This is a genomic window from Gammaproteobacteria bacterium (genome assembly GCA_029881255.1).
GTDB lineage: Bacteria > Pseudomonadota > Gammaproteobacteria > S012-40 > S012-40 > JAOUMY01.
Window position 1 is genome coordinate 161,819 of the sequence record JAOUMY010000006.1, and the last position, 25,276, is coordinate 187,094.

General features: G+C 47.8%; 19 protein-coding genes. 10 read left to right on the top strand and 9 right to left on the bottom strand.

Features of this window, described 5'->3' with window-relative positions; genetic code table 11:
- Positions 1 to 42: 42 nt before the first annotated feature.
- Complete coding sequence (locus OEZ43_13305; protein ID MDH5546566.1) at positions 43 to 2,526, top strand: ATP-binding protein; 2,484 nt, start codon at positions 43 to 45, stop codon at positions 2,524 to 2,526.
- 23 nt (positions 2,527 to 2,549) lie between these two features.
- Here OEZ43_13305 and pepN read toward each other — a convergent pair whose 3' ends face one another.
- Both pepN and OEZ43_13315 read right to left on the bottom strand, forming a co-directional pair.
- Positions 2,550 to 5,204: an aminopeptidase N gene (pepN, locus tag OEZ43_13310; GenBank protein ID MDH5546567.1), complete on the bottom strand. Its 2,655-nt coding sequence runs from the start codon at positions 5,202 to 5,204 to the stop codon at positions 2,550 to 2,552.
- Between the two features lie 6 nt (positions 5,205 to 5,210).
- Complete coding sequence (locus tag OEZ43_13315; GenBank protein MDH5546568.1) at positions 5,211 to 5,705, bottom strand: DUF615 domain-containing protein; 495 nt, start codon at positions 5,703 to 5,705, stop codon at positions 5,211 to 5,213.
- 128 nt (positions 5,706 to 5,833) lie between these two features.
- Between OEZ43_13315 and OEZ43_13320 the strand changes: the two genes are divergently transcribed.
- From OEZ43_13320 to OEZ43_13330, 3 genes are all read left to right on the top strand, one after another.
- Positions 5,834 to 6,115 (top strand): hypothetical protein, encoded by a 282-nt coding sequence (locus OEZ43_13320; protein MDH5546569.1) that lies wholly within the window; start codon positions 5,834 to 5,836, stop codon positions 6,113 to 6,115.
- Positions 6,116 to 6,255: 140 nt separating this feature from the next.
- Positions 6,256 to 6,615 carry a hypothetical protein gene (locus tag OEZ43_13325; GenBank protein ID MDH5546570.1) on the top strand — a complete coding sequence of 120 codons (360 nt, stop codon included), beginning with the start codon at positions 6,256 to 6,258 and terminating at the stop codon, positions 6,613 to 6,615.
- A gap of 296 nt (positions 6,616 to 6,911) precedes the next feature.
- Positions 6,912 to 7,988 (top strand): 3-deoxy-7-phosphoheptulonate synthase, encoded by a 1,077-nt coding sequence (locus tag OEZ43_13330; GenBank protein ID MDH5546571.1) that lies wholly within the window; start codon positions 6,912 to 6,914, stop codon positions 7,986 to 7,988.
- Positions 7,989 to 7,998: 10 nt separating this feature from the next.
- Here OEZ43_13330 and ggt read toward each other — a convergent pair whose 3' ends face one another.
- Together ggt and OEZ43_13340 are read right to left on the bottom strand one after the other, a co-directional pair.
- Entirely contained in the window at positions 7,999 to 9,537 is a 1,539-nt protein-coding gene (gene ggt, locus OEZ43_13335; protein ID MDH5546572.1) for a gamma-glutamyltransferase, read from the bottom strand.
- 17 nt (positions 9,538 to 9,554) lie between these two features.
- Positions 9,555 to 11,204 carry a Na/Pi symporter gene (locus OEZ43_13340; GenBank protein MDH5546573.1) on the bottom strand — a complete coding sequence of 550 codons (1,650 nt, stop codon included), beginning with the start codon at positions 11,202 to 11,204 and terminating at the stop codon, positions 9,555 to 9,557.
- 139 nt (positions 11,205 to 11,343) lie between these two features.
- On the opposite strand from OEZ43_13340, the gene rlmKL reads away from it, so the two are divergent.
- Positions 11,344 to 13,518 carry a bifunctional 23S rRNA (guanine(2069)-N(7))-methyltransferase RlmK/23S rRNA (guanine(2445)-N(2))-methyltransferase RlmL gene (rlmKL, locus tag OEZ43_13345; GenBank protein ID MDH5546574.1) on the top strand — a complete coding sequence of 725 codons (2,175 nt, stop codon included), beginning with the start codon at positions 11,344 to 11,346 and terminating at the stop codon, positions 13,516 to 13,518.
- Here rlmKL and OEZ43_13350 read toward each other — a convergent pair.
- A complete protein-coding gene (locus OEZ43_13350; protein ID MDH5546575.1) occupies positions 13,496 to 14,221 on the bottom strand; it encodes a CPBP family intramembrane metalloprotease in 726 nt (241 codons plus the stop codon). The genes rlmKL and OEZ43_13350 overlap by 23 nt on opposite strands.
- Before the next feature lie 304 nt (positions 14,222 to 14,525).
- Entirely contained in the window at positions 14,526 to 16,055 is a 1,530-nt protein-coding gene (locus OEZ43_13355) for a SulP family inorganic anion transporter (GenBank protein ID MDH5546576.1), read from the bottom strand.
- Positions 16,056 to 16,484: 429 nt separating this feature from the next.
- Here OEZ43_13355 and OEZ43_13360 point away from each other — a divergent pair, with 429 nt between their 5' ends.
- Positions 16,485 to 16,718 (top strand): DUF2892 domain-containing protein, encoded by a 234-nt coding sequence (locus OEZ43_13360; protein ID MDH5546577.1) that lies wholly within the window; start codon positions 16,485 to 16,487, stop codon positions 16,716 to 16,718.
- A gap of 2 nt (positions 16,719 to 16,720) precedes the next feature.
- Here the strand turns inward: OEZ43_13360 and OEZ43_13365 are convergent, their stop codons facing one another.
- Together OEZ43_13365 and cobU are read right to left on the bottom strand one after the other, a co-directional pair.
- Positions 16,721 to 17,356 carry an HAD hydrolase-like protein gene (locus OEZ43_13365; protein ID MDH5546578.1) on the bottom strand — a complete coding sequence of 212 codons (636 nt, stop codon included), beginning with the start codon at positions 17,354 to 17,356 and terminating at the stop codon, positions 16,721 to 16,723.
- 8 nt (positions 17,357 to 17,364) lie between these two features.
- A complete protein-coding gene (gene cobU, locus OEZ43_13370; protein MDH5546579.1) occupies positions 17,365 to 17,877 on the bottom strand; it encodes a bifunctional adenosylcobinamide kinase/adenosylcobinamide-phosphate guanylyltransferase in 513 nt (170 codons plus the stop codon).
- A 99-nt stretch (positions 17,878 to 17,976) separates the two neighbouring features.
- Here cobU and OEZ43_13375 point away from each other — a divergent pair, with 99 nt between their 5' ends.
- The 3 genes from OEZ43_13375 to OEZ43_13385 are packed head-to-tail and all read left to right on the top strand — an operon-like array spanning position 17,977 to position 21,603.
- Entirely contained in the window at positions 17,977 to 19,359 is a 1,383-nt protein-coding gene (locus OEZ43_13375; protein MDH5546580.1) for a neutral/alkaline non-lysosomal ceramidase N-terminal domain-containing protein, read from the top strand.
- Positions 19,360 to 19,414: 55 nt separating this feature from the next.
- The gene (locus OEZ43_13380; GenBank protein MDH5546581.1) at positions 19,415 to 20,128 is read left to right on the top strand and encodes a response regulator transcription factor; all 714 of its coding nucleotides are present in this window, start codon (positions 19,415 to 19,417) and stop codon (positions 20,126 to 20,128) included.
- Positions 20,125 to 21,603, top strand: a complete 1,479-nt coding sequence (locus OEZ43_13385) for a HAMP domain-containing histidine kinase (GenBank protein ID MDH5546582.1) — start codon at positions 20,125 to 20,127, stop codon at positions 21,601 to 21,603. The genes OEZ43_13380 and OEZ43_13385 overlap by 4 nt, the downstream gene beginning before the upstream one ends.
- A gap of 663 nt (positions 21,604 to 22,266) precedes the next feature.
- Here the strand turns inward: OEZ43_13385 and OEZ43_13390 are convergent.
- Entirely contained in the window at positions 22,267 to 24,708 is a 2,442-nt protein-coding gene (locus OEZ43_13390) for a PAS domain S-box protein (protein ID MDH5546583.1), read from the bottom strand.
- A gap of 203 nt (positions 24,709 to 24,911) precedes the next feature.
- On the opposite strand from OEZ43_13390, the gene OEZ43_13395 reads away from it, so the two are divergent.
- Entirely contained in the window at positions 24,912 to 25,211 is a 300-nt protein-coding gene (locus OEZ43_13395) for a hypothetical protein (protein ID MDH5546584.1), read from the top strand.
- Positions 25,212 to 25,276: the final 65 nt, after the last annotated feature.

Here is a 25,276-nt window from a genome sequence, read left to right on the forward strand (position 1 = left end):
ACGGCAATCATTAATTCCATCGCTGCCTATGAACCTCCACTGATGAAACAAGCACAAACACTGGCAAAAAGCACGCTCAGCAGTATCGCTGTACGAGTCTCCGTGCTCATTATATTCATCACGGGTCTGACCTATATCCATGTTACCGATTTGTATTCACAACAAACGCTGGATTATCTCGAACGGTATGTCCAGGAAAGGGCGCAAAACGATAGTGAAATTTTCATGCTGGCGGAGGAGAACCACCGCAGCATGAGAACTTCAATATTGAAAAAACTTGGCGAGCAGTCCAATCCAGAGCATTTAATTCGCTTTGATCAACTCTTTGAAAAACTGCCTGATGGTACGACCCGAAACCGGAAAACTGGTGAATCCGAAGAACATCTGCCTTTTGCTTACATGGGTCGCGACGTTGTTATCGACAACGACCTAAAACATTTGGCCACAATTTTCTACGACGCTAGCCTACAATATGGTTCTGTCTGGCATCATCTCTTTCAAAATCTATATTTCACGACGCCCAATAATGTATTAATTGGATACTGGCCCGAATTCCCTAACTGGGCTCACGATCTGCCCGCCGATTTTGACATGACTACCCAAGAATATGTTTGGATCGCTGACACACAGCATAATCCGAATCGAAAAATGGTCTGGACGGGATTATTTTATGACCTTGGCAGCAAGAGCTGGATGACATCTATCGAGACGCCAATTGATTACAATGGAAAGCACATAGCAACCATTGGTAATGACGTCACGTTGAATGAGTTAATCAGTCGCACGTTAAATGTGAACCTCGAAGGTTCTTACAATATTATTTTTCGCGACGACGGGCGCATGATTGCTCATCCCGAACTGTTAACGCACGTTCAAACCAACCAACAACCGAAGTTAATTCAGGACATGAATAATCCCGTCCTGAAGAATATCTTCGAGGCAGTAAAAAATCACCAGAGCAGCTCCATGATAATCGACGATCCTGGGTTAGACGCCTATCTTGCTGTAGCTCGCTATGAAGGCCCTGACTGGCATTTCGTAACTGTATATCCGCGTAATTTGGTTAATGGTGCGGCATATGATACGGCAAGCTTTATACTTATTGCCGGGATACTCTCGCTGGCGCTTGAGCTTTTGATTTTTTATTCAGTTATACGTAGAAAAGTTGCTTTGCCTTTTTCTTCATTTCTCACCACTATCGGACGCGTCTCTCGAGGTGACTACGACTCAAAACTTGACGACTCACGCAAGGACGAACTCGGACATTTCGCTGCGGCGTTTAATCATATGATCCAGGTTGTCCAAGAACGAACCAGACAACTTGAATCAAGCCAGAATTTACTGAAAAAGGCTTTGGAAAAAGAGACCCGTGAGGCACAAAACAACCGCGCGCTTTTTGAATTGTCACCGATAGGACTCGCACTCACCAATATGCGGGGTGATCTTATCGAAGTAAATTCTGCCTATGCCAACATTATTGGCTACACCACCGAAGAGTGTAGCGAACTAAGCTACTGGGACATCACCCCAGAAAAATATGCCCTGATGGAACAACAGCAACTTAATTCACTTAATCAAACGGGGCGATACGGCCCATATGAAAAAGAGTACCGACACAAGAATGGGCATCTGGTTCCGGTCCGGCTTGTCGGCATGATTTTATACCGTGATGGAGAGCGCTTTATCTGGTCTAGCGTGGAAAACATCGCCAGCGAAAAGAATATTCAGAAACACCTGGAACAATTGGTTAAAGAACGCACGCAGGAACTAGAGAATGCACAGACAGAACTTATACGCAGGGAAAGACTCGCCACTCTTGGACAATTGACGGCAACCGTGAGTCACGAAATGCGCAATCCGCTAGCGGCGATCAGACCGGCGGTTTACATCCTGAAGCGAAAATTCGCAGAAACCGAGGATGAAAGTGTAGCCAAAGTTCTGGAGCGCATTGATCGAAACATAACGCGCTGTGATCACATTATTGATGAATTGCTCGATTTTGCTCGAACCTCTAATCTCTATTTTTCAAATATCCAAATTGATGAATGGCTAAAAGAAGTCGTAAAAGAACAAACTATACATCCCGGCATTATGGTTGACCTCGAGCTCGGACTCAATGAGGTCTCGATAAGAATTGACTCAAATAAGGCCAGACGCGCCATTATCAATATTATTGAAAATGCTTGCCACGCCATGCTCAATGACAGCCGGGCATCGCCAATACACGACAAGTGCCGTCTTCGAATTAGCACTCGTCAAAATAGTCATTACATTGAGATATCCGTCGAAGACAACGGAATCGGGATGTCACAGGACGTATTGGATCAGATATTCGAACCGCTATATTCCACCAAATCTTTCGGTGTCGGTCTGGGCATGCCAATCATAAAGCAAATCATGAATCAACATAACGGAGAAATAGACATCGTCAGTACACCTGGCCACAGCACTACGGTTACCTTACGATTCCCCATTAGCCATTCTCAAAATACAACTATGGAAAGCAAAGATACGGTTACTGCCTGACACTTACCAGAGCCGGTTGCGTATCAAACATCCCCGAGAGTTTTTGCCACAATTTCGTACACATCTTTCGGCAGTCCCGCGGCTTGCTCAATTCGAGTCAATTGCGCACGCATCATATCCGCTCGCTGAGTATCGAATCGACGCCACTGACTGAAGGCAGTTGCAATGCGCGCAGACATTTGTGGATTCAATTTGGCCAACTCAAGGACGGCATCCGCGACAAAATGATAGCCTTCACCGGAAACATCGTGAAAATGCACCGGGTTTCCAAAGGCAAATCCGCCAATAACGGAACGAACTTTGTTTGGATTGCGGATTTCAAAAGCCGGATGCTGTACGAGCGACTTGATCTGAGCAATGGCATCGGGTTGGTCAGCTCGTGATTGAACAGCAAACCATTTATCTACAACCAGTGGATCGTATTGCCACTTGTCGTAGAAACGCTGTAACACCTCAAGCCGTTCCCCACAGGCGATATTGGCCAACGCGCCCATCGCTGCCAATTCGTCCGTCATATTATTCGCATTATCGAATTGATGTACTGCCAATGCTCTGGTATCTGCATCATTGAGACGAACCAGGTAGGCTAGTGCCGTATTTTTCAGTTGACGAGCAGCAACGTTTTCCGCGTTGAAAACATAATCACCTTCCAGTCGATTTGACTGATACGTCTTCTGCCAATCCTCGCGCAATGCTGAAGCTAAACGATTTGCCACGAATTCACGTGCCCGGTGAATAGCGGCAGGGTCGACAACGCTTTGCATCTCTGCCAGATAGATTTCATTTGGTAGCATCAGCGCCTGTGACACCAATGATTTGTCCAGTTGTTCGTTTAACAACACCTTGCGAAAAGCCTGAACAAGATCATCACGCAATGACAGCGTTTTGCCCACACTAAGATCACCGATCAATCCATTGATGATACGCACGGCCAGGCGTTGTCCAGCTTCCCAACGATTGAATTCATCGTTGTCATTGGCCATCAGAAACATCAATTCATCGTCGCTATAATCGAATTCCAGTTTTACCGGCGCCGAAAAACCACGCAGCAGTGACGGTACAGGCTCGCGTTTGATTTGAGTAAATCGAAACTCCTCACTACTGTTCTTTAACTCCAGTATTTGCTTGCCTTCAATGACAGTCGCACCTGAACTGGCATGGAGGGCTAAATCGTTACCCTCATGATCGAGCAAACCGACGGCGACCGGAATATGAAACGGTTCCTTTTTCGACTGTCCCGGCGTTGCAGGACAAGCCTGCGTAAAACGCAAAACATACTCCTGTTTAACGGCATCATATTCACGCTCGACATTCACTACTGGCGTTCCAGCCTGGCTATACCAATGCTTAAACTGGCTTAGATCGACTCCGCTGGCGTCCTGCATGGCCTGAGCAAAATCATCGCAAGTGACGGCCTGTCCATCGTGTCGCTGAAAATATAAATCCATACCCTTGCGAAAGTTCTCTTTGCCTATCAAGGTATGCATCATGCGCACGACTTCGGCGCCCTTGTTATACACGGTCACAGTGTAGAAGTTACTAATGTCGATAAAAGAGTCCGGTCGTACCGGATGGGCCATGGGCCCGGCGTCTTGTGGAAATTGTGCTGTGCGCAATACGTTCACATCCGCAATACGTTTCACCGGACGCGACATAACATCGGAGGTAAATTCCTCGTCGCGAAAAACTGTCAATCCTTCTTTCAAACTCAACTGAAACCAATCGCGGCAAGTGACGCGATTTCCCGTCCAGTTGTGAAAATATTCATGTGCGATAATGGCTTCGATATTTTCAAAATCTGCATCCGTGGCCGTGTCGGAACGCGCCAACACGCAAGAGGAATTGAAAATATTTAGTCCCTTGTTTTCCATCGCGCCCATATTGAAGTCATTCACCGCGACGATCATGTAAATATCCAGATCATATTGCAGACCAAATACCTCTTCATCCCATTTCATGGCCTTCTTCAGTGCCAACATCGCGTGGGCGGTTTTGTCTATATTTGCCTTCTCAACAAAGATCTGTAAAACCACTTCGCGGCCGGAGCGGGTAACAAAGGTATCTTCCTGGTGCAGCAAATCGCCAGCAACCAGAGCGAACAGATAACTGGGTTTACGGTAGGGGTCATGCCATTTCACCCAATGACGACCATCATCAAACACCCCTTCGTCCACTCGATTGCCATTGGATAGTAATACGGGATACTTTTCGCGATCGGCAATTACTGTGGTGGTGTAAAACGCCATCACATCCGGTCTGTCGAGAAAATACGTAATGCGGCGAAACCCTTCGGCCTCACATTGGGTGCAAAACATACCACTGGATTTATATAAACCTTCGAGAGTGGTGTTGTTCTGAGGCTCAATCAGCGTTGCAATCTGTAAATGAAATTCTTCCGGTACGCTATTGAGCGTGATTCCTTCAGCGTTTTGTGAATACCCACTTTCAGCTAATTCGTCACCATTGATCGAAATCTGCGCCAGTTGCAATTCGGTTCCATATAAAAACAAACTCGTGTCAGTGCCCTGATAGAGGGGATTGCGCTTGACGTGACTCAAGGCCGTAACCCTCGTCTGTTCCTCACCCAATTCAAATGTCAGTTGCACGTGATCGATCAGGAAATTGGACGGTTGGTAGTCTTTAAGATAGGTGATGCGTGGCGAATCCGTGGTTTTCATCTGTCGCTATCCAATAATGATTTGCTTTAAATATTGAAAAATGGCACGTGCCGACTTGGGTGGCTTGTTCGCCGCGCGCTCCCGCTGGTTATTCCGAATCAATTGCCTTAGATGCTGGACATCAATATCAGGATATTGTGATATTAGCTCCTCCAAGGCTCCACCAGATTCGCCGAGCAACCGGTCTCGCCAGTGTTCGATCTCGTGAAACGCTTCGACATTTTGGTGATGCCGATCATCATAGCGCGCCAGTTCCTGAGCAATCGGTTCAACATCTATGCCGCGCAACAACTTCCCCAGGTATTGAAACTGTCGTTTTTTTGCTGCATACGACCGTATACTTCGCGCCTCGCGCACAGCCTCAAGTATATTGTCAGGCAGACCCAGCTCGACTAACACCTTCTCGGGCATCGCCACCAATCGTTCACCCATCTCGCGTATGGCATGGGCCTCGCGCTTGAGTTGGCTTTTACTTACTAATTCGTCGTTATCTTCCGTCATTTACGTAACAGCCTTTTGAGTCTGCCTCCTACTTAGGTATATACTTAGCGCTCGCTGTCAAACTGCTCAATGGACAAATAAACCTTAGAGCATAGTTGGCTGAATTATATACCCATTTTGGAGACATCATGCAGCAAGCCGAAACCATACAAGGCATTCAATGCAAGGATTGCGGCTTTCAGGGAGAAGCCAGATCAAACAGTTCGCAATTATTTCTCATTTTCATTGCCATGATACTGTTGTCGGCTTTTTTTCTGCCGCTGATTATACTCGCCCTTGCCTACCTGGTCTGGATAATTTCGAAACCATCGAAAAAATCATGCCCGCAATGCAAATCGCATAATATCGAAACGGCGACACTGTCGCTGGAAAAGAAAACGTCGAACATGGAAGCGGATGAAAGTCATTAACAAAAAAATTTGAATGTACTGTTGACGTCTAAGCCCGACTGATGTGGAATATAGCCCACCACCAAAAACGGAACACTCAAGAATTAAGATCATAACAAGGGAAACCTGTCCGCACATCTGAATTAACCAAGGGGGAAACAATGGTTCGTAAGTTCATCGCCAGTCTGGCAATCGCAACACTCGCTACTCTGGCAATTGCCGCGCAGGCTAGTGCCAACACCATCAATCTCAATTCTGCCGAGTGGCTGGGACATTTGAAACTGGAAGGCAAGCAACTCAAAGAAATCAAATCCGCAGTAGAAAAAGCACTGGACTCGCCAATCGACCAGGAGCAACAGTGTGGTGACGTTCGTTTGGATTGCGTGGTTCGCGCAGCACGCGAATGGGAATTTGAAGGAGACAAGTTCCGTGAAATCGTCATCCACATTCACACTATAGGTCATGCCTCACGTGCTGTTCAGCAGGTGAAAGGCAAGTGGCCTGCTGTAGCGACCAAATAAGGTAAGGTCAAAACCCTGGCAAATAGCCTTTGCTTTAGTCACATATAGACGGTTGAGCCGCTAGTCGAGGTTGTATTTCGACTCTGGGAGGGGGGTTGTGCTCCCGTCTAGACCAGTAAAGCCGACTATTTGTCAGGGTTATACCTCATAAGCTAGCCATCTTTTTTTGAAATCCAGTAAAAGCCTTCAATTCCCCGATAAACTCCAGCACCGGGAAATTCGCCTGTTTCCTCTCCACTTCGCCATAAAAACGTTTATAATACCTGCCCTTTTCAAGCGATAAATATAAAGCCGGGATGTCTGAACAAGCACTCACCAATATCAACGTTGTCTCTCAACAACTGTTGCCAACGCCGAAAGAGGTTAAGGATGCTCTGCCCCTATCGGCCGCGGCAGAAAACACTGTTTTGGCGGGACGCGAAGTTTTGCGCGACATTTTGGATCACAAAGACCATCGTATTTTTGTTGTTGTTGGTCCCTGCTCTATCCATGACACCGACGCAGCTATGGACTATGCCCGCCGTTTGAAGAAACTCGCCGACGAATTAAAAGACACTATATATATAGTGATGCGCGTCTACTTCGAAAAACCGCGTACCACTGTTGGCTGGAAAGGTCTGATCAACGATCCTCAGATGGATGACTCATTCCATATCGAGCAAGGCCTGCACACCGCTAGAAAACTCTTACTCGATATTGCCGAATTAGGCCTACCTACCGCGACTGAGGCTCTGGATCCTATTTCGCCTCAGTATTTGTCGGACCTGATTACCTGGACGGCGATTGGCGCCCGAACTACGGAATCTCAAACCCATCGCGAAATGGCCAGCGGCCTTTCCACTCCCGTAGGTTTTAAAAATGGCACCGATGGCAGTCTTAGCGTCGCCATTAATGCCCTGCATTCGGCATCACGTGGTCACCATTTTCTAGGTATTAACCAGGAAGGTCAGTGCGCCGTATTTCACACCCGTGGCAATCAATACGGTCATGTGGTCTTGCGTGGCGGTGGCGGAACGCACAACTACGATTCCGTCAGCATCAAACAATGTGAAAAAGAGCTCGAAGCGGCCAATCTGTTACCGCTCAACATCACCATAGATTGCAGCCATGGTAATTCCAACAAAGATCCGGCGAATCAGCCATTGGTCGCAGATGATTGTGTCAACCAGATAGTCGAAGGCAATAAGTCTATTGTCGCGCTAATGCTGGAAAGCAATATCCATTGGGGAAATCAAAACATCCCTGAAAATCTCGCCGATCTGAAGTACGGTGTATCAGTCACCGATGCCTGTATCGACTGGGAGACAACGGAAAAGTGTTTACGTAGCGCGGCGGATAAATTGCGCGACGTCCTGCCCAATCGTATTAAATAGACGACACTAATTACAACAACGAGGTGCATCCTCCTCGACGAGGATCACCCGCAGCCGACAAACCGGTCCGATCAAACCTGACCGCGTGCACACCACCAAAAAACAAATTATGTTCTGGCCACAAAACGTGTTGTGGAAAATCATCTACCAGCGCATTCACCACATCTTCACGCAATCCACCCTCGATATTCAGTACATCCTGTTCAAGGTGAATACGTGGCAGCTGAACCGCTTCCTCCAGGTGCATGCCGAAATCCACGAGATTGATTAACGTCTGCAAGACCGCTGTGCGCAGCCGGTTCGAGCCGCCTGAACCCAGGGCGGTTACGCCGCCATCTCTATCCAACAATAAAGATGGCGCCATCATCGACGTCATACGCTGATCGGTCTGCCAGTGATGAAAACCTTGTGGATTGAGATCCTCTTCACCCAACATATTGTTTAGCATGATTTGCATACCAGGCAACATATGGCCGCAGCCCTCGCCATTGCTTAGCGTCATGGCGGCAGCATTACCCTTGGCATCTACTATGCTGATGTGTGTTGTGCCGCGAAGGGCCTGAGCGCGCCCTTTGAGCGTTTTAACAAATGTCTTGAGTTGCTCCGGATCAAGTAATGATGCAAGGCCGTTTGGATTCTGACTCGCCATAACTCTCGCTCGTGAGGTAGCATCCATAACATTGGCCAACATGCGCAGATATGCATAGGAACCATGTCGATATTGACCGATCTGAACTTCATGCAATAACTGCAACGCAAAGTGTATCAAGGTGCCACCAGACGAGGGCAAGGGATTGGTCAGCAATCGATGATTACCATAGGCGCTTTGCAGGGCGCGACGTTTCTCCACCGTGTACTGCTTCAAGTCTTCGGAATCAAGACAACCACCTTCACGGGTAACATGACAGATTGCCGCGGCGATTTCTCCGCGATAAAAAAGCGCATCCCCTTCGTGGGCCAACGCATCGAGCACATCGGCAAACCCTGTCATTCGATAGCTGTCACCTTCGCCTTTCATTCGCGCCGCCTCATCCTGACGTGTAAAAATCTCACGCGTCTCCGATGAAACCTGATAAATCGGTTTCACTATGTCGAGGATATAGGCTTGAAAGGCATTCAGGTTTATCCCGTTTTTGGCAAGACGGATAGCGGGTTCCACCAATCGCGACATCGGCATACTTGCCAGATCGCGATGAATCTCAAACATGCCACGCACGGTTCCTGGCGTGGCAATCGAGGCTCGTCCGATATGAAATTCCTGCGTTGCCGTTCCAAAGTCGGCCTGTATAGGATAAAAATCCAGTTCGTCCAGCTTGGGTTTTTGACGAGGTGTTTGCACAAAAAAATCATACACGCCATGACGGCCTTTGCTATCGCGAAATATCAGATAACCACCACCACCCAGTGAACACAGCACGGGTTCGACTACGCAGGCGGCAAATTGCGCGGCTATAACTGCATCGAAAGCGTTTCCTCCGTCGCGTAGAATTTCTTCTGCCGCACGCACTGTTTCAATATGGCCAGCGCCTATGGCACCGTGATGTTTCATGTATTTCTCAATCTCATTTACAACGCCTGATTTACCGGAACAACATCGACTTTATACTCCAAAGCCTGCTTCTGATCTGAAAGCATCATTATCGCCTTTGCCAATTGTTGCATCATCGCCCTCACATGGCTAAGCAATTCCAGAATATCAACCATATCCTGCACTTCTACCTGTTGTGATGTACCCGCCGACAACACCTGTTGCTTCAAAGCCTGATAACGCTCTTCCGCCTCAACGATACGCGCGGGAAAGCTTGCCATATTGTCTTCTGCATCCGGTGACTGCATGGACTTCAATATATTGCGACACAAAAACAGATAGGATTCGGCATCTTCTTTTAAAGCCGTATGGAGTAGTTTAACCTGCCAGCTATGATGCTCACGCAAAAAGGTGGCGTGTACAGTCGCTGTGTGGAAATACTGACTCACACGCATAAGCCCGGGTAGTTGATTTGCCGTTTCCTTGCTCAGGTTTCTGGAATAAAGCTGTACAGTAAAATCACGCACCCGGGTCAAAATATTTTCCGTAGTATCTTCCAGCTCGTGCACTGCCTTACGAGACGGCACGGGTACCAACAATACCTGTTGGCCAAGATGTAATACAAAATTCTGGACGCGAGACAATTCCTGCCATACCGCATTCACTGCCAGGGTTGGCGTCCCCAATGTCGTTGCATCCAGATGTAAGGCCTCTATTTCGTGCTCGGCCACACTGGTAAAGCGATGCTTTAAAAAAGTCGTCAGGCGTGCACTTAGAGGCCACATCAATACGACTCCGAGTATATTGAATACGGTATGAAACAAAGCAAGCGAAACAACGGCTGTCTGTTCCAAACCTATCAAGCTGCCAACTGCCGCAACCAGCCACAACACCAAAGGCAATAACACCAATGCAACGACACCGGTAAACACATTAAAAATAATATGCGCCAGGGCGACACGCTTGGCATTGGGTGTCGCGCCAATAACCGCTAACGCTGCCGTCGAAGTAGTGCCAACATTTGCACCGATAACCATAGCAGCGGCGGCATCAAAGCCCAGCGCACCGGAAGAAACCGCGGTGAGAATCATTGCCACTGCGGCAGAAGACGACTGGGTCAGGACAGTAATTACGAATCCCATCGCCATGTAGAGAAACAGGCCAGAAGTATTGTCCGGAAAGACCGTCGCCAGTTCGATGGATTGCGACAGACCGGCGAAGGCATTCTTCAGTACTTCAATGCCTATAAAAAACAGACCAAAACCGGTTAAGACCTCGCCAATCGCCTTGATGCGAGAGGACTCCATAAACAACTGCGCAAGCATACCGATACCCACCAGGGGCAAGGCCCAGAGGGCTAATTTAAAGTTCAGCCCTATCATGCTGACCAGCCAGCCGGTCATGGTCGTACCGATATTGGCCCCAAATACCACGCCCATCGCCTGATAAAGCGTCAATATGCCTGCGTTCACAAAACCGATGATGGCGACGGTGACTGCGCTGGAAGACTGAACGATACTGGTAATCAATGCACCGGAAAGTATGCCGCGCATCGGTGTGCGAGTAGCCTTGGCCAGGAAATTCCGCAAGGAGTTACCCGCGGCGATAGACAGGCCATCGGTGATCAGCTTGATCGCCAGCAGAAACAAACCTATGCCACCAAGCACTTGTCCAAGAAGAAACAACACGTTCACGGGTCCGGTTATGGGTTACCCACACATTATGCCTCAAGCAAACAGACGATAGAATGAACATCAGTCCCCGGAAGATATACCCCGGCCCGGCTTTCCACTATAATGCCCCGACAATTTCCATCGTTGCCTCCCCATGTCTGAACAATTTGAATTTTTTGCCACCTCTTCCCGAGATCTTGAAACACTGGTCGCCGATGAACTAAACACCTTGGGCATCTCCGACTGTAAGACATCTCCAGGCAGCGTGCGATTTAAAGCAACGCTGGAACAAGCCTATCGTGCCTGTTTATGGTCACGCCTGGCCAACCGTATTTTGATGCCACTGGCAAACTTTGCAGCGGACAACGAAAAAGCCTTATACGATGGCGTGAATGCTATCGATTGGTTATCTCATTTCGACCACACCTGCACGCTCGCCATCGACGCCAATGTCAGTCGATCCAAATTCAACAACAGCCACTTTGTGGCACTTCAGGTCAAAGACGCTATCGTTGACCAGATGCGCGATCGCTGTGGGGAACGCCCGAATATCGATATCAAAGAAGCCGATATTCGCGTGAATGTTTATATTCATCGCGATCAAGTGCAAATTGCGCTGGATCTGTCCGGCGGAAGCCTGCATCAACGTGGCTATCGCATACACGGCGGTAGCGCACCATTAAAGGAAAATCTCGCCGCCGCCATTCTGGTTCGCGCGGGCTGGCCTGCTATCGCCAAAAGTGGTGGTGCCTTTTGTGACTTCATGTGCGGCTCTGGAACGCTGTTAATCGAAGCTGCCTTGATGGCAGGTGATGTTGCGCCCGGCTTACAAAAAAAGCGTTTTGGTTTTCAGTTTTGGAAGCGTTTTGATACCTCTGTCTGGGAGAAACTCTTACACGAGGCCGAAGAACGCCGAGATGTCGGGCTACAACAAATTCCCAGAATTATTGGCTTTGACCAATCCTATAAAGCCTATCTCGCCGCACAGGACAATATCGAGAATGCGGGTCTGGGTGCGTACATACACCTGGAAAAACAGGAACTGGAACAGATCAATGTAAACAAAAAAATAAAAGAAGGACTGGTGTGCATCAATCCTCCCTACGGTGTGCGTATTGGTGAACTGGAAAACCTGGGCAGCCTATATCGCGCTATCGGACGGCAATTGCGCTCGCAGTTTGTGAACTGGAAGGCCGGTATTTTCACTGCGAATCCCGATCTCGGAAAAATGCTGGATATCCACGCCAATAAACAATACAGCTTTTACAACGGCCCGCTTAAATGCAAGCTGCTGTTAATGGATATCAATCCAACAAACTTTATTACTCCGCGTCGACTTCCCAAACTTCTGGACGCCTCGCAGTTTAGCGAAAATGCGCAAATGCTACGCAATCGCCTGGTTAAGAATCAAAAACACCTGGCAAAATGGTTGCGCCAGCACAATATCAGTTGCTATCGCCTTTATGATGCCGACATTCCCGAATACGCAATGGCAATTGACATTTACGAAAGCGACAAGCTGCGTATCCATGTTCAGGAATACGAAGCGCCGAAAACGATAGACGAACAGGCGGCGCGACAACGGGTAAGAGAAGCGCTTAGCGTTGTACGTGAAGAGTTTGGCATCAGCGAAGACGAATTGTTTTTTAAGCGACGTCGTCAGCAAAAAGGCACGCAGCAATACGAGAAACAATCGCAAGACAGTCCTTTTTACACGGTAAGCGAAAACAATCACCGTTTCCTGGTCAATCTCGAAGATTTTCTCGATACCGGGCTTTTTCTCGATCACCGACTGGCGAGGTCGTGGGTAGAGGAAAACAGTGCTAACGCAGACTTTCTCAATCTATTCGCCTATACCGGTAGCGCGACAGTTTATGCTGCAGCCGGTGGCGCACGCTCGACGACAACTGTCGATATGTCGAGAACCTATCTGGACTGGGCAATACGCAATTTTCAACTCAATGGCTTCGAGCTTAGTGACTCGCACCAGTTTATCCAGGCGGATTGCATCGACTGGTTGAAAAAACAGGCGCCCTATCCGGTCTATGATTTAATATTCCTTGATCCGCCCAGCTTTTCCAATTCCAAGCGCATGAAAGACGTTCTGGACATTCAACGCGATCACGTTGAACTGATAAAAAATTGCATGCGCCTGCTGCGTCCGAAAGGCCTACTTATATTTTCCAACAATCTACGCAATTTCAAACTCGATAGCGATGCCTTATCGGCGTACTCAACCAAGAACATGACGCGACCAAGTATTCCAAAAGATTTTGAGCGTGATCAGAAAATCCATCATTGCTGGTTTATAACTCACGCCTCTGGTTGACGCTTGTTGTTTGCCGCACGTGCAAAATCATTTTACCACTATAAAAGTCAACAACCGCATGAAGTAACATCGGTATCAGCAAGGAGTCGGTGAGCAAAAATACATACGCCAGAACCGCGCCGGCAGCCGCTGTTCGCAGCACACCCTGGACACCTTGATAGACATGATTCAAGCCGAATAAAACCGATGTGATAAGCAATGCAATCCACGGATCGCTCATGCTGGTGAAATACCACATCATGTAACCACGATAGATAAGCTCCTCACAGATACCTGCCGTGAGTGACACCCACACAAACCATTGCATTTCGCGATCATTGGTCGGCCCCACCTCGGCGCCAGGCATGTCGGAAATCCAGCGTCGCAACCTGATATTCCATGCTCCACCCGCTCGCGCATTCTGTAAAATAAACACCGAGAAACTCACGTAAGCGATAACCAGGGCAAAACCAAACCATGTGCCCGCTGTGTCCGACACGGGCGAGAGTCCCATAGCAGTCAAATCACGTTCGTTATAGCTATACAGTCCCAATAGGAACGAGACCACAATCCACTGTTGAATACTGGCAGATTTGTACAACTGTTCACGTATGCCCGGTGAGTTCTTCTGAAGTTCGGCCTTGATCATCGGATAAGATTTATACGTCATCATCGGCACGCCAATAGCGAAGAACAATATAAACAAGTGATCAAGAATAGTCATAGATGCGTGATGATAGTAATTCAAAGAGACAATAACACACATCGGTGATGCTGGGTGCAGGAAGCCTGGTTAGCCAGGAAATTTTTTGTGGCTTTTACGTGGCCAGTGTTTGCCCCAGCGCTTGGAGCCACATGTCCGCCGGGATAAAGTGCCCCACCTCAGGAGGAAGAGGCGGGGCGTTCCCACTAAGAGAGGAGGGAAAAATCTAATTTCTATTTAAGTCATCAGCTAATTAAGCGCTATTCACACGTCGTAACGTTTTTAACGCCGCTATCGCCCGCTAGATGATTTACGTGGCTGATGCCTAGGCCAGTTTATTGGTGGCGACTTTGTAGCTGGGATCTTCCAGCACATTGACTTCTACCAAATCACCTGCGTTTTCCATCAGAACTTTGCATTCCTGACTCAAATGCCGCAGATGCAGCTTCTTACCTTCATTCACGTAGCGCAAGGCCAATGCATCAATTGCCTCCAGCGCGGAATGGTCATAAACGCGCGAATTCTGGAAATCGATTACCACATCATCCGGATCTCGTTGTGGATCGAAGAGCTCGCGAAAATTATGGATCGATCCAAAAAATAATGGTCCGCGCAATAAATAAATCTTCGATCCATTTGCGTCCATGTATGTTTGGACCTCGATGCGCTTGGCTTGTTCCCACGCAAATACCAGTGCTGAAACTATCACGCCGACAACGACGGCGATTGCAAGATCGGTTGCAACGGTTACACCTGAAACCAGTATCAATACAAATGCATCAGATCGCGGCACCTTGCCGAGTATTCGAAAACTGGACCACTCAAAAGTTCCCAGGACGACGATGAACATGACGCCGATAAGGGCGGCGATCGGTATCATTTCAATGAGACTGGAAGCAAATACAATAAAAATCAGCAGGAATATCGCCGCAGAAATTCCTGACAATCGGCCTCGGCCGCCGGAGTTAACATTAATCATGCTTTGACCAATCATCGCGCAACCACCCATGCCACCAAAAAAACCGGTAACAACATTGGCGGTACCTTGACCAATACACTCCTTGTTACCGCGGCCGCGTGTTTCAGTAATCTCGTCAATTAACGTCATGGTCAATAACGATTCGATCAAACCAACCAGGGCGAGAATGACGGAATAAGGCAGTATGATCCACAGCGTTTCCAGACTCAGTGGCACCATTGGAATGTGAAACTCTGGCAATCCACCAGCTATCGAAGCCATCTCGCCAACCGTGCGAGTATCAAGATTAAAAAATATCACTAATGCGCTAACGACAATAATTGCTGCCAGGGAAGAAGGAATAGCTTTGGTTAAACGTGGCAGAAAATGAATTATCGACATGGTAAGAACGATCAAGCCTAGCAACATCCACAGTGCATCACCGGACATCCAGCTCACGCCGCCAGTTTCATCCTTGACTTGAAAGTGCTGCAATTGCGCGAGAAAAATCACGATTGCCAACCCGTTAACAAATCCGAGCATTACGGGATAAGGCACCAGACGAATAAACTTACCCAGCCTCAATACGCCCATACTGATTTGTATCAGTCCCATCAGCACTACGGCAGCAAACAAATACTCCACGCCATGGCTTGCCACCAAATCCACCATCACAACCGCAAGTGCGCCGGTCGCGCCTGAGATCATTCCCGGTCGACCACCTATCGTTGCAGTAATAAGCCCAACCATAAAAGCCGCATACAATCCCACCAGCGGATGCACACCGGCGACAAAGGCAAAGGCGACAGCTTCAGGAACCAGGGCAAGGGCAACCGTTAATCCGGAGAGTAAATCATTCTTTATAGAACGATTAACAGCACTATTGATATCAAACATTGATGAATTAAATCCTATCCTATTGATTGTAAAGAACAGCTTCACCTGCCCTTTACACGAACAAAGGGCGCGAATGGTAGCAACTCACGCCAACCTTGTCAAAAGTCCGACACATGCCGATTTTTTTTATTCCATTGTTTTATGCAAGCTGCTGAATCGCTGGGAAGGACAAGAAGACAGGCATGGTCTACCCCTTGCACTGAGTGAACCAGGGCCGGGAAATGTTTTCTAATGAGGATGTAGGTGTTGCGCCAGATATCCTCAGTATCGGTAGTCTAATGAAGTACGAGCGTAGCCATTGCAATTAATGCAAGACGATTTTTGTAAAACGATTGCTCAAGCCTCGCACTCACGAGAAGACTAAACGAGTGGGTATCTGACTCATCCAAGCCCAGGGGAGTATGACCTTTTGGTTGAGGAGAGTTGCCTATGGCTCGAGTAAAGAAACCTTGCGTTTCCAATCTGGATCGCATGACACGCGTTTTTCTTGGTGCAATGACGATGGTGTTTGCCTTCGCTTTGCCATTGACCGCTAAATGGTTTGCAGGCCTGACACTGGCATCGACATATCCTTTATTTACCGGGATTATGGCGTGGGATCCGTTTTACGCCTTGATCAATGTGGTGCGCGAACGCTTCTCCGACTACCACATCTTTCATTGAGCTTATTCCGGTTTTAGCAATTCAATGATGGCGGTGTTTAATTGTTCGGTGTCAGAAACGAGTCGGTCCGGTCGCGCTTTTAACAAACGCTCACGCGTATTGAAACCCCAGTCCACCGCCACGACCGGGACGCTCGCCCGTTGCGCCAATACAATATCTCTGGCCTCATCGGTGACATAGATCAAGCGTCTGTTTTCCTTTTCCCGTTCACGCAAAAATTGATGTTTGCCTTTTCGCCATCGCGTCGAATCGACGAAATCCGGCATCTTCATCTCGTGTCGCTGAAAAAACTGTTGCACAATGGCACGGGAATTCGCAGTCAATACCGCAACACGGATATCATTTTCCAACAGTCGATTGATAAGATCGCGCACACCGGGATACGGTTGAATTTCAGCGCTACGTCTATGCATTAAACGACGCCCTTGAAGAATAAAACAAGGCAGCCGCCATCGTGGCACGCCCAGGTATGAGAGAATTTCCGGCACAGACAATTGTCGAATGGTTTGAAAGCCTGTCTGATCCAGAGTTGGAAAACCGGACCTGCGTGCGATGACGTTATAGACATCCAGACCCACCGCCATTGAATTGGCCAGCGTACCATCAAAATCAAACACGGCTGTTGGTATGGATGGCATCGAAGTCACTATTTAATTTTGACCGGAATGCCTGCCACCAACAAACTTACCTGTTGGCTGACCGTCGCCAGACCTTGGTGCAGAAAACCGATTTCGTCGCAGAACTTTCGTGTCAATTCACCCATAGGCATGACACCAAATCCGACTTCGTTAGACACAAAAAGGATGTCACTACGCATTTGCGGCAAGACCTCAAACAAATGCGCGACTTCCCTTTCAAGAATGCAATTCCCCTGTTCTTCCTGCATAAGCAGATTCGTCATCCATAGTGTGAGACAGTCCACTACTATGCAGTTTTCAACCTTGTCGCTGCGCTGAAGCGCATCGGCGAGATGTAGCGGCTCTTCGATTAATTGCCAGTCCGCACCGCGATCCTGTTGATGTCGCGCTATGCGTGCCTGCATTTCTTCATCCAGACCTTGCGCCGTCGCTATATAGACTGGCGTCCGCCCGCTTTGCAAAGCGCATTGCTGCGCATAAGCGGATTTACCTGATCGCATACCGCCGAGGATCAAATGCATAGGTTTACTCTCAAAATTCACACATTATAGGGACTCTGTTAATAGGCGTCAGCGCAAATCTGTTATCATGCGCAACAGGTTCAACATTATCGAGCAGGCATGAAAAAACGCGGCCTGACCTGGTTAACAGGCATTATTGTTCTATTTGTCATCTTCATTGGGCCGTGGCCAATTAATGATCCACCCTATGTCGAAGGCGAATACTATCAACACACCCTGAATTCTCTCCAACAACTAGCTGTCGACAAATCAGATGGGGCGTTGACAGGCAATATTGCACAAGTAGACATCACCCCAGAAGGCGAATTTTCATTAGGCGGTTTTGCAGCGCGCAAACCCAAGCTCACACGGGAGATTCGAACACCGCTTAAAGCCAGTGCACTCACACTATCCAATCAACACAAAACGGTTACGATTATCAATGCAGAAATTCTGCTGCCCTTGCCATTGTTGGTAGAACAGGTCAGCGCGCGTACGGCCATTCCACGAGAACAATTATTCTTTAGCGCCAGCCACACCCATTCGGGACCGGGCGCATACGAGGACTCATGGCTACTCGAATTCACGCTTGGCGACTATGATGCAGATGCAACTGAAACATTGCTAAGTAAAATAAGCGCCGCGGTTTTGGCAAGCCGACAAAACCTTGCGCCTGTGCAATTGGAATATCATCGCATCGCGCCACAGACCGAAACACCTTTGACGCGTCACGGCCTGCAATCGAAGAAGGCCAGCGTCACAGCCTATGAAACGATACATGTATTGAGCCTGCTCGATGGCCAGGGAAACCGTCGCGGCATGCTCATCGGTTTTGGCGCACATCCGACCCTATTGGGTCGCGATAATCACCAACTCGATGGCGACTATCCTGGCCGCCTGACGATGCATCTCTCACAACAATTGAATATCCCGGTCATGTTCGCATCGAGCGCGCCTGGCGCAACGTCGGCACAGATTTCCGGGCAGGAGTCCGGCGTCGAGGGCCAGGTCAGAGACGCACAACGCTACGCGCAAACCCTGGCGCAGCAAATACACTCAACCATCTCCAGCCAGACAGGCACACGCTGGTCAAATGGAACTGTCGATAGTTTGCTACTGCCGGTAAGGTTGAATAGTCTGCACCTGCAATTAGGCAAACACCTCAGAGTCAGTCCAATTCTGAGTCAGGCGCTACTTCACCCTGACAACACTTACATCCATGCCTTAAACCTGGACAAGGTATTATTGCTTTCCTTCCCCGCTGATTACGCTGGAGGACTTGCCGCTGAACTGGAGGCCAGTCTTCCACAGCAAGGCTGCATGCCCTTCCCACTGTCCTTTAACGGGGATTATATTGGATATGTCTCCCCATCCGCCGATATGGATATCCCCCACTACACCACCCGGGACGTCAATTTTTTTGGCCGCTGGACAGGAGATTATTTCAACGATCTGGCCAGGGCGATGTGTAACAAATTTAGGGCAAACGCCTCTATTCCGTGATCCTTTTGTGAAATTACAGCGCTAGCATATGTTCAGACTGACTGGAGGACACGCAATGTCACGGCAAATTCTCGTCATCGAAGACAATACCGATATATCTAACCTCTTGACCATGCACCTCAGAGATCTGGGCTGCGATGTACGCCACACCGGTAACGGGCGCGAGGGCCTGGAATTGGCCATACAGGGTGAATATGAACTCATCATACTCGACCTGATGCTGCCCGGTCTCGACGGCATCGAAATCTGCAAACAATTGCGTGGCAAGAATATCTATACGCCCATTCTGATGTTGACCGCGCGCAGTAGCGAACTGGACCGCGTGCTCGGCCTGGAAGTAGGTGCCGACGACTATCTCACCAAACCTTTTTCCATACGCGAATTAATCGCGCGGGTAAAAGCCATGTTTCGACGCATGGAAAATTTTCACCGCGAGCAGGAATCCGAATCCCAGTTGATTCAGTACAAAGATATGCGGATTGATCTTGCCGATCGGGTCGTTGAAGTACGCGGTCGCTATATCGATCTGACGGCCAAAGAATTCGATCTATTAGTGCAGTTCGCTGCGCAACCCGGCCGCGTCTACACCCGCGCACAGCTACTCGATAGCGTTTGGGGCTATGGACACGATGGCTATGAGCATACCGTCAACTCGCACATCAACCGCCTACGCAGTAAGATCGAACAAGATCCCACCCACCCGGAGTTTATTCTAACGGTGTGGGGTGTTGGTTATAAGTTCAATCGCGATTTACAGGCTGTTGCATGAGTAATACGCTTTACAAAAAACTTTCCCTGGTTCTACTGGGAGTGATGTTGTTTCTCGGTCTGACGCTGGTCACCATCAGTGCGCTTACCACACCGGTATTTTTGCAGGAACTCAATCAACGCCTGCATTATGATCTTGCGCAGAATCTGGTCAAGGAAACACGTCTGTTCGAAAACACGCAGGTCAACGAAAAAGACTGGAATAAAGTCTTTATGGGGCTGATGCTGGTCAATCCTGCGATAGAGGTTTACCTGGTTTCAGTCAACGGCGACATACTCGCCTATTCCGCGCCGCCAGGCCATGTCAAACTGGATGCCATAGATACGGGTGTCATACACCATTATCTATCCGGAGACGAGCTTCCCATACTCGGTGATGATCCGCGTGGAGTCGAGCGCAAGAAGGCCTTTTCCGCTGCGCCTATTTATGATGGCAGTCAGCTACAGGGATATTTATATGTTGTGCTTGGCGGCGAAATCTATGATTCCGTCATCAGTATGTTGCAGTCGAGCTATGTCTCGCGTATGGCCATTGCCGCCATCGTAAGCGCGATTCTGATCGCGTTTATAGCGGGCCTGTTTACCTTTCGCTTTATCACACGCCGCGTACGCAATCTTTCACAACTCATGCAACAATTTAAAAAGAGTGATTTTCAACAACACTTGATAATGGATAAACGTTTCGATGGCCGCCCTGGTGATGAAATCGACGAACTCGGCCGCACCTTTCGTGAGATGTCGGAGCGCATTATTCAACAGGTTAAACAACTGCAACATGAAGACACCATGCGCCGCGAACTGATCGCCAATGTGTCACATGATTTGCGCACACCCCTGTCTTCGTTACAGGGTTATCTGGAAACGCTAAGTATCAAAGGCGACTCACTCAACACAGACGAGCGTAAACACTACGTCGATGTCGCTTTCCGACACAGTCAACGTCTGGGGCGTCTGATATCTGAATTGTTTGAATTATCCATACTGGAAAGTGGCTCAAATCGTCTACACTACGAGCCCTTTTCCATGTCGGAACTGGCCTACGATGTGGTGCAGAAATTTCAGTACCTCGCCAGTGAAAAACAGATCAGTTTGCACACGAGCATACCCGAGCAGATTCCCTTTGTTCAGGCCGATATTGCCTTGATCGAACGGGTTATCGAAAACCTTCTGGACAATGCCATAAAGTACACCCAGCGCGGAGGTGAAGTCAGTCTAGAACTGGAACAAAAAGATGGGCAGTTATTCATCAGTATTGCAGACAATGGCCCGGGCATCGATGAAAAGGACATACCGCATATCTTTGAACGATTCTATCGCGCAAATAAAAGCCGCGATGATACGGAATCAGGCACAGGCCTTGGTCTGGCCATCACCAAGCGCATTTTGCAGCTTCATCAGAGTGATGTTCGCGTAACCAGCCATATCAATCAGGGGACGCAATTTGCCTTTCCCTTGCCCTTACATCCGATTCACTAGGCCTTACCTAACAGCGGCTTAGATAGGATTTCCGGGACTGGCAAATCCGACATTCATTGTTCACAAAAAGTATGTGAATAGCATCACACTTCCCTTGCAACACACTTCTCAAAGCCGGGGTTTTTACGATACAGTCTTTACCGTATGTGATGACTTATGCAAATGGACTTGGCAATCTACTCGACGGCATATCGATGTAAATTTATACACTTTTAGGGGACGGGGACTGCTGACCACAGCAAGTTCTCATTAGAGGGCACCGAATAGGTGCCCTTATTTTTTCCTGTCTAGAATAAACACGCCTAATGCAGCGGGTCTGCATTCATATCACGAATCCCAAGATCGTTAGCAAACGGATAATCCACACCCAAGAAGGAAATCCAGAACCAATTGGCAAAACCACCGTGACCCTGTTCACAGAACACGGTAAAACACTTTCAAATGCGTCCACATTTCCACTATGCTAATCATAGTATTTGCTATACCTGATGTGGCTGGTAGATAGGAAAACCATTACTAGCCATGCCTCGTGATGAGAACCACAAGCATTGAATGCGCATAGCAACGGTTTTCTTTACTGAATAGAAACGGACTCAGATCGACAAGTTAAGCAACTGCACTTACATAGAGCCTTCTTACAAGGTGCCCTTGCGGCACCTTTTTTTATGTATCCAGCCGTGGCAGCGTTACAAAAAAGGTGACGCCTTTGTTGGGTTTGTTAGAATGAAAACCGATTTTACCTCGCATTTTTTCCACGAGATTCTTACACAATGCCAACCCCAGTCCCGCGCCGTTATGTTTACGCGTAGTCGAACTGTCTACTTGATAAAACCTCTCGAATATATCATCTGCGAGTTCATCTGGAATTCCAACCCCTTCGTCACATACTGAAATGTTGACTTCAGTCGGTTGCGCCACTACCGACAATTTTACTGCGCCCTTGGCAGGCGAGAATTTAGCTGCATTGGACAAGAGATTTGAAATGACCTGTATCAATCTCAATGCATCGACTTCCACGCCTATCTTCTCATCACATGCCTGACCCAACTGCAAATGGATATCGTAGTGAGAAGAAAGATAGGTATTTTGCTTAATAGCATCTCTGATCACAGGCATGATGGACTGTGGTGTATTCTCCACGATCAACATACCATGCGCTGCTTTATCGATATCTATCACATCCTCGACTATAGCTACCAAACGCTTACTATTATTGTATGCAATATCGATCAAACGACTAACTTCATTTTTGACATCGACTGCTTCATCACACTCTATACGCAACAACCCCAGTGCGCCAAGTATAGAAGTCAGCGGCGTTCTGAGTTCATGGGAAATTGTCGACACCAGTTGATTTTTCATCACATCCACCTTCTGTCTTTCCTGTATATCGCGGAATATTGCAACATAGTGGGGAGTTTCATCTTCAAGCTCAATGTATTGTGTCTGGATTTCAACAGCGATAAAGTGACCGTCACGATGACGTAATTCCGCTTCGAGACTCACCACTCTTCCCTGACGTCCACTAATGGGTTCAATAAGTTGTCGGTAAGATTCTTCGGTAATGTCTGGCAATAAATCGACCGGAGACATTCGACGCAAATCCGCCTCACTATATCCCGACTGCAACGCGGCTCCACGATTTACGTAAATACACTGCAATGAATTCACGTCGAAAACAAAAACACCTTCGAGCATCATATCCAGAATCTTTTTGAATCTTTCATTGACAAGTTGAGTCTTTTTCTCGTAGTCAACATTTGCCAGTGATCCTATTATCTCATGGGGATTTCCCGCGTCATCCAGCACCAGGTTTAACTCATCTCTTAGCCAGATGAACTGACCGTTACCTTGTAAAAATCGGTATTCCTGAATGTGTTTTCCATAGTTATAAAGTTTTATTACATCCGACCACACACGGTCGCGATCCTCAGGATGTATCTTGTCCTGCCAAAATTTCGCATCGCTGATAAATTCGCGTGCGTCATATCCAAGCAGTTTTCCTACATTAGCGCTAATGAAAGTGGGACAATAGTCGCCAACTGCACGACGGCTATATAAGACTACAGGTAGGTTTGACAGGATGTGCGCGTGTTGTTTTACGCTATTTTCGAGTTCGTTTTCACGTTGTTTTATTTCGCTGGCGTCACGAATTTGCGCAGCGAATTGTAGCTTCTCGTCACCACGCGAGAGCACCGACGCAGTCCATTCGCTGGTAAAGTAAGTGCCGTCGCTTTTCATACTGGCCAGATGAATAGTGCTGTGCGCACTTTTATCTTTGTATAACAGTTCATAGGCAAAATGTTTGAGTACTTCGCGACTGTCTCCGGACACCAGACGTACTAAATCTGACTCAAGTACAGTATCCAAGCTGTAACCAAACAACTGCTGAGCGGCTCGATTCCAACTGGTTATGCGCATGCGTTCATCCCATTCAATCGTAGCCAGGGGAGAACTGTCTATCAATAGCTTCACTCGCCTGTCAGAACGTTCTCGATTTTCGAGTTCTTTTTCGCCGGAATACTTCATTCTGATGTTTTTGGTAAACGCCTCATTCAGACGCGTACCGCCAACATGTAAGGTGATTAGAAAAAACACCGCCAAAACTGAGATAATGGAAAGCGTCGTATCGTGCATCGCCATCATGACGACTACCGGTATAAGAACCAAGGCGAGATAGATACGCATAATCGGTATCACATATGCCAGACTGACAACAGACCCGGATGCGACACCGGCAATCAAAATTATCATTACTGACAAGGTGGTAATAGACAGGTATTGTATAAAAACAATCGACGCCAAAGCCCAGCATATACCGAGCAATATAGCCCCTAAGCCAAAACGAAAACGCCACGCAGGTTCGTACTCACTATCGGCATTACTTGCACTATAACGGGCGTAAACTATCGTGCGATAAATCATCACCAGCACGAACAAAACGGACCAGGCAAACAGTAGAGATTTGGGTACTTCGCTGGAGATTACCAGCAATAAGACTATTGCAAGTAATAAGGCAACAAGCGCGGGGAGCGGGTAACTGGCAAATAGCTGCCTATCCTGCTCACATCTTGTCTTGTTTTCCAGCAATCCTTCTGAGTACACAAGTATATTCCTTAACTTTATTCCGATTTCTTTGTGCTATCAGAAAGTATTTGCAATTTATTTTCCGTTTTACCAATTTTTACAATCAGTTTTTTGAATATGCTTATCGCGCCGCAGATACAAAGATATACACACAAACACTGTTAGATAAGAAACATCGGACGAAAACCTCAGTACGCTTTGAATGCCACGAGGAGCACCACATGCACAACTACCGATTGGATAAGGAAAACAAACGCCTGGAATTGGTTTTTGAAGATAGCGTCAACCAGGAAGAGTTTTATCTTATCGCTAAGGAACTGGTTGAAAACGATGACAACTGCCATATTGTGTTCGATATGTCAGCTCTCGACGACATGAACTCCGATATGCTAGGAACGATTATCGCGTTAAAAGCCGCCTTTGGCTGGAGTAGCGACAAAATCGAACTACTGGGATGCAACCAGGATATGCGCGCCCTGTTCAGCCAGCTCCAAATGGATCAGTTCTTCACCATGCACTAAAGGTTTCGCGATACATTTGTGATAAACAGGTGACAAGCCTGTGACGAATGCTTGTCATAGTACCT

Coding starts and splice junctions, on each gene's coding strand:
- OEZ43_13365 (MDH5546578.1), bottom strand. CDS start 17,356: ATGCCATCCATACCAACAGCCGTGTTTGATTTTGATGGTACGCTGGCC.
- cobU (MDH5546579.1), bottom strand. CDS start 17,877: ATGCATTTGATCCTCGGCGGTATGCGATCAGGTAAATCCGCTTATGCG.
- OEZ43_13360 (MDH5546577.1), top strand. CDS start 16,485: ATGGCTCGAGTAAAGAAACCTTGCGTTTCCAATCTGGATCGCATGACA.
- OEZ43_13350 (MDH5546575.1), bottom strand. CDS start 14,221: ATGACTATTCTTGATCACTTGTTTATATTGTTCTTCGCTATTGGCGTG.
- rlmKL (MDH5546574.1), top strand. CDS start 11,344: ATGTCTGAACAATTTGAATTTTTTGCCACCTCTTCCCGAGATCTTGAA.
- OEZ43_13375 (MDH5546580.1), top strand. CDS start 17,977: ATGAAAAAACGCGGCCTGACCTGGTTAACAGGCATTATTGTTCTATTT.
- OEZ43_13305 (MDH5546566.1), top strand. CDS start 43: ATGAAACAAGCACAAACACTGGCAAAAAGCACGCTCAGCAGTATCGCT.
- OEZ43_13330 (MDH5546571.1), top strand. CDS start 6,912: ATGTCTGAACAAGCACTCACCAATATCAACGTTGTCTCTCAACAACTG.
- ggt (MDH5546572.1), bottom strand. CDS start 9,537: ATGAAACATCACGGTGCCATAGGCGCTGGCCATATTGAAACAGTGCGT.
- OEZ43_13315 (MDH5546568.1), bottom strand. CDS start 5,705: ATGACGGAAGATAACGACGAATTAGTAAGTAAAAGCCAACTCAAGCGC.
- pepN (MDH5546567.1), bottom strand. CDS start 5,204: ATGAAAACCACGGATTCGCCACGCATCACCTATCTTAAAGACTACCAA.
- OEZ43_13395 (MDH5546584.1), top strand. CDS start 24,912: ATGCACAACTACCGATTGGATAAGGAAAACAAACGCCTGGAATTGGTT.
- OEZ43_13380 (MDH5546581.1), top strand. CDS start 19,415: ATGTCACGGCAAATTCTCGTCATCGAAGACAATACCGATATATCTAAC.
- OEZ43_13325 (MDH5546570.1), top strand. CDS start 6,256: ATGGTTCGTAAGTTCATCGCCAGTCTGGCAATCGCAACACTCGCTACT.
- OEZ43_13320 (MDH5546569.1), top strand. CDS start 5,834: ATGCAGCAAGCCGAAACCATACAAGGCATTCAATGCAAGGATTGCGGC.
- OEZ43_13385 (MDH5546582.1), top strand. CDS start 20,125: ATGAGTAATACGCTTTACAAAAAACTTTCCCTGGTTCTACTGGGAGTG.
- OEZ43_13355 (MDH5546576.1), bottom strand. CDS start 16,055: ATGTTTGATATCAATAGTGCTGTTAATCGTTCTATAAAGAATGATTTA.